Source organism: Streptococcus mitis (assembly GCF_001579035.1).
GTDB lineage: Bacteria > Bacillota > Bacilli > Lactobacillales > Streptococcaceae > Streptococcus > Streptococcus mitis_J.
The window spans coordinates 12,175-16,910 of record NZ_KQ970287.1 but is presented as its reverse complement, the minus strand read 5'-3'; the positions used below and the strand labels follow the sequence as shown (position 1 = coordinate 16,910).

The following is a 4,736-nucleotide window of genomic DNA, read 5'->3' as shown; positions in this document are numbered from 1 at the left end:
AACTGCTAGCTTGCCCAAGGGAAAAGGCTCCAGTTGTCCAAGCTGTCAAAGCTACCTGAAAGGCCACCAAGCCAGACGCGTCATTCAAGAGTCCTTCACCCTTAAGGATATTGGACACGCGCTTTGGAAAGCTAAACCGATCCGAAAGAGAGGCAAAAGCCACCAAATCCGTAGGCCCAAGTGCCGCTCCAACAGCCAAGCAAGCCGCCAAGGGAAGACTGAGCCAAAGAAGATGGGCCAAGCCACCCAAACTCAGGGTCGAGATAAAAATCACTGGAAATATGAGATAGACAATAATTCGCCAGTGTTTTAAAATAGCTGTAATATCCGCTTCTTCGGACTCTCGGAAAAGCAAGGGCCCGATAACCAGTGCCAAAAACAACTCCGTATTGAGATGAAAGTCGGTATTGGGTAAAAAGAGACCAATCACAATTCCCAAAAGAATCTGCACCAAAGGGAGAGGCAAAAAAGGCAGGAGCTTATTGGTTGTACTTGAGACAATCAAGACCAGTAAAAATAGGATGAGGTAAATCAGTAATTCCACGCACGTCCTCCTTAATCTTTTTTACAACAGGATTCAAATATCTCCTTCTGCTCTTTGATTTTTTGGTCAATCTTGGAACAGTCTTTGTGCTCAATTTTTCTCTGGCACCGTTCCATTTCAAGAGCAACTAATTTTTTCTTGATTTTAAGCATTTTTTTGCTCATGTGTGCTTGGTCTAACACACCCACTGCTCGTTCGTGGTGGGTTGATTCAACAAAATTCTGGCGCATGGCATCCAGCTTTTCACGTAGGTATTGTTTATCCATGTCTATATCTCTCTAATTTTTCAATCATTACTAAAAATGGTGGGTTGTTGACTTGATTTAAAGTTCGGTAAATGGTAGCTGTGTACTCTTGTTGGTTCAACTGGCTAACAAAATCCAAGACAGCATCCCTCTCGAGGTCGCCTCCTTCATGACCATAGTAGATCATAATGGCAATCCGTCCACCTTTGACAAGCAAATGACATAGCTTTTCTAATGCTTCAATAGTCGTCTGAGGTTGGGTGATGACGAACTTATCAGCTGACGGCAAATAGCCCAGATTAAAAATCCCTGCCTTGGCTTCTGTCACAAACTGATCCAGTGTCTCATGACCTTGCAAGATTAACTGGGCATTTGTCAGGCCAGCCTGGTCCAAACGCTCCTTGGTCTTTTCCAAGGCTTGCTCCTGAATATCAAAGGCATAGACTTTCTTGGCTAATTTGGCTAGAAAAAGGGTGTCGTGACCATTTCCCATAGTCGCATCCACTACGATATCGTCCTGAGTTACAACCTCAGCCAAAAAATCATGTGCCATTTCAAGTGGTCTTTTCATTTTCAAACTCCTGTTTTACAGCCTTGCATCCTTGAACGCTTCCACGACGTCGCATCTCCATCTCAATGCTGTTGAGGACTTCCCATTTATTGAGGCTCCACATAGGCCCAATCAACATATCTCTAGGTGCATCTCCTGTGATTCGATGGATGACAATATGCTTGGGAATGATTTCCAGCTGATCACAGATGACCTTGACATATTCGTCCTGGCTCATCAACTGCAAACGTCCTTCGTGGTAGTCCCGTTGCATACGAGTATTTGTCATAAGATGGAGCAAATGCAGTTTAATCCCTTGAATATCGTTATCCGTAACACAGCGGCGGACATTTTCAATCATCATTTCATGGGTTTCGCCAGGCAAGCCATTGATCAAATGAGAAACAATCTCAATCTTGGGATACTTTCTCAAACGCTTGACCGTTTCCACGTACAATTCATAGGAATGGGCGCGGTTAATCAGGTCAGAGGTTGTTTCATAAGTGGTCTGCAAGCCCAATTCAACCGTCACATGCATGCGTTCCGACAACTCAGCCAAATATTCGATAGTTTCATCGGGTAAACAGTCTGGCCGCGTTCCGATATTGATTCCTACTACACCTGGCTCATTGATAGCCTGCTCATAGCGCTTTCGGATGACTTCCACCTTTTCATGGGTATTGGTAAAATTTTGAAAATAAACCAGATACTTATGAACATCTGGCCATTTACGATGCATAAAGTCAATTTCCTTATAAAATTGCTCACGGATAGGCGCATCCGGTGCCACAATGGCATCTCCAGAACCTGAAACCGTACAAAAAGTACAGCCTCCATGAGCCACAGTTCCATCACGATTGGGACAGTCAAACCCCGCATCAATAGGGACTTTAAAAGTCTTTTCTCCAAAGAGTTTTCGATAGTAATCATTCAAGGTGTTATAAGATTTCATAACTTTCATTATAACAAAAATCACCCACAATCTCAAAAGCCTGACTTTCCTATAAATTCCTCTGTTTCTCGTTTCCATTAGCCATTTTTTATGATACAATATGGATATGATTTTAATGAAATTAGCATCTATTTTATTATTGATACTGACCTTAGTTGTCTGCATTATCATAACCAAACTTTTTAGATTAAAAAAACTAGGACGAAACTTTGCGGATTTGGCTTTTCCAGTCTTGGTATTTGAGTACTACCTAATCACAGCTAAAACCTTTACCCATAATTTTCTCCCTAGACTGGGACTAGCCCTCTCACTTCTAGCCATTATTCTCGTTTTTTTCTTCCTTTTGAAAAAACGCAGCTTTTACTATCCTAAATTCATCAAATTCTTCTGGCGTGCAGGATTCTTATTAACCCTTGTCATGTATATCGAGATGATTGTTGAATTGATGGCACAGAAATAAAAAATGAAATCGAAAACACCTCAATCAAGCTGAAATACAGTGATTGAAGTGTTTTTCTTTATATCTTTTTTAATAATTTCTATTTACTCTCTTTATCAGGAAATAGATAGCCAATCCCTACACAAGCTAGCACACCTGCTCCAATCACCAAGCCGCTTGAAATTGGCAAAAGGTCCAAAATTGCATTTGCGATGATAAAGGCAATAATCAAACACATCAGACCAGCCTTGTAATCCTTTTTCAAAAGATTCTCTAGTGTGAAAAAGAGGAACAGCCCTACCGGAATCAATGACCAGAGGTTGACATCCAAACTTGGCCAACCTACAGAGCCAAAATACACTACTGTCGCTGCTGCTACTAAAAATACAATCCCCAATAATTTTTTCATTTCTTTATCTCCAATTTCTTTTTTAGGAACTTGAGTTGTCTAATACTGCCCCCTCACGTTCCTTACAAAAATCATTATAGCAGAGGAGTTTCTCAAGAACAAGTTCTTTTGCCTATCTGGTCTATATCTCGGTCTAAGTGGCTCAATAGTTAAGATAAAATAAAAAGAAACCCAGTAGAATGAGTTTCTTCACTTTGCCGATTGCAGGGATCGAACCTGTGACCTAGGCTTTACGAGTGCCTTGCTCTACCAACTGAGCTAAATCGGCGATTACAATTACAGTATAGCACTCTGAGAATAGATGTCAAGGAATTTTCATCTCTATTAGAAAAAGCCTGTCCTAAGACAAGGCTTTGATATTCTATTATTTACGAACCAGCACTTTCGTAGGAATCCAAGCCCCTATCCCAAAGTTTCAAGGAAATAGCAAAGAAAACGAGGGAAATCAAAATCAAACCTCCGATGTTAAAGATTACATCCTTGTCCTGCAAAAAATAGCTGGCAGGATAGTAGGCCGTAAAGGCAAAAGGCACGATAAAGCTAATCAACCAACGAAGAAGAGAATTGTAAATCGAAATCGGGTACTTGGCAAAATCATTAAACATATAGAAGATGTAAATCATAGCCCCTGACTGTTTGGTCCAAAAAGCGATACTAGCTGTCGCGATTTTCAAGGAAGTATAAATCAAGGTCGCAAATGGTATGCAGACTAGGAAAAGCAAGAATTTTGGAAGAGTCCAAGCAATGCTTGATACTGTTGTCGCTAGTAAAAATTCCACCGACCAAGAGTTCACCCAAGGCATCAATCTGAAAGGTCTCGACTAGGATGTGGAAGAGGGGATTGATAGGACGAGTCAGATACTTGTCAAACTCCCCTTTTCGCACTAGGCGTTGGCCCAGTGCCCAGAGATTGTCAAAAAAGAGATGGTCAAATCCCTTAGGAATCAAGGAAAAGCCATAGATAAAGGCAATCTCTTGAAAGGTCCAACCTTCTAGGGATGGAATATGTTGAAAGATGACATTGAGAAACAAGAGGTTTAATCCTTGAGTCAGAAAGACTCCCAAGACACCAACCACAAAATCCACCTTGTATTCCATGATTTGTTTGATGTACTGTCTGATAAAAATCAAATGCATGCGTTGATATTTTTTCATACTAACCTCCCTGAATGGTAATGAATGACTGGACTCGTTTCCAAATCAACTGAGACAAGCCCACCATCACTAAGAGCCAGAAAAACTGCAAAGCGAGCGCCTGAAGAATCTGATTGGCATCGTATTTCCCAACGATAATCATAACTGGAGTATAAATCAAGGATGAAAAAGGCAGGAAGGACAGAATATCTGAAACAACCTTTGGAAAGAAAGCCAAGGGAATCAAACTTCCAGACATAAAAGCCACTATGGAAGTCTTGAGTAGATTGGAACCCCAAAGATTTTTAAACACAAAGGCTGAAAACCCAAAACAGATATTAAAGAAAAAGTTAATCAGATAGGCGATCGTTAGGCTAAAGAGGTAAAGGACAGTTAATCCCAGCACTTCTACAATTCCTTGCCCAGATAAGATTTTCATCAAGACAATGACACTTAAAAATGG

The 4,736-nt window shown here is 40.8% G+C and carries 7 protein-coding genes, 1 tRNA gene and 1 pseudogene; 1 reads left to right on the top strand and 8 read right to left on the bottom strand.

Translation table 11 applies throughout. The features are described from left to right. The 4 genes from SMIDD26_RS04505 to SMIDD26_RS04490 form a co-directional block, all read right to left on the bottom strand. On the bottom strand, positions 1-544 hold a 544-nt coding region (locus SMIDD26_RS04505; protein ID WP_246746902.1), incomplete at its 3' end, for a cation:proton antiporter domain-containing protein. 11 nt (positions 545-555) lie between these two features. Continuing rightward, the gene (locus SMIDD26_RS04500; protein ID WP_000361085.1) at positions 556-810 is read right to left on the bottom strand and encodes a hypothetical protein; all 255 of its coding nucleotides are present in this window, start codon (positions 808-810) and stop codon (positions 556-558) included. Then, the gene (locus SMIDD26_RS04495) at positions 803-1,360 is read right to left on the bottom strand and encodes a tRNA 5-(aminomethyl)-2-thiouridylate-methyltransferase MnmM (protein WP_061439191.1); all 558 of its coding nucleotides are present in this window, start codon (positions 1,358-1,360) and stop codon (positions 803-805) included. Before SMIDD26_RS04495 ends, SMIDD26_RS04500 begins: the two co-directional genes overlap by 8 nt. Beyond that, on the bottom strand, positions 1,344-2,300 hold the full coding sequence (locus tag SMIDD26_RS04490) for a tRNA modification radical SAM protein MnmL/YtqA (protein ID WP_061439189.1): 957 nt from the start codon (positions 2,298-2,300) through the stop codon (positions 1,344-1,346). Before SMIDD26_RS04490 ends, SMIDD26_RS04495 begins: the two co-directional genes overlap by 17 nt. Before the next feature lie 91 nt (positions 2,301-2,391). Here SMIDD26_RS04490 and SMIDD26_RS04485 point away from each other — a divergent pair, with 91 nt between their 5' ends. After that, positions 2,392-2,751 (top strand): DUF3397 family protein, encoded by a 360-nt coding sequence (locus SMIDD26_RS04485; protein ID WP_012972478.1) that lies wholly within the window; start codon positions 2,392-2,394, stop codon positions 2,749-2,751. A 79-nt stretch (positions 2,752-2,830) separates the two neighbouring features. Here SMIDD26_RS04485 and SMIDD26_RS04480 read toward each other — a convergent pair whose 3' ends face one another. The 4 genes and pseudogenes from SMIDD26_RS04480 to SMIDD26_RS04465 form a co-directional block, all read right to left on the bottom strand. Continuing rightward, complete coding sequence (locus SMIDD26_RS04480; protein ID WP_061439187.1) at positions 2,831-3,139, bottom strand: hypothetical protein; 309 nt, start codon at positions 3,137-3,139, stop codon at positions 2,831-2,833. A 195-nt stretch (positions 3,140-3,334) separates the two neighbouring features. Beyond that, a tRNA-Thr gene (locus SMIDD26_RS04475) sits at positions 3,335-3,407 on the bottom strand. A 100-nt stretch (positions 3,408-3,507) separates the two neighbouring features. Next, positions 3,508-4,294, bottom strand: a pseudogene (locus SMIDD26_RS04470) (ABC transporter permease). Between the two features lies 1 nt (position 4,295). Next, a partial coding sequence (locus SMIDD26_RS04465; protein ID WP_246746901.1) for an ABC-2 family transporter protein occupies positions 4,296-4,736 on the bottom strand: 441 nt, incomplete at its 5' end.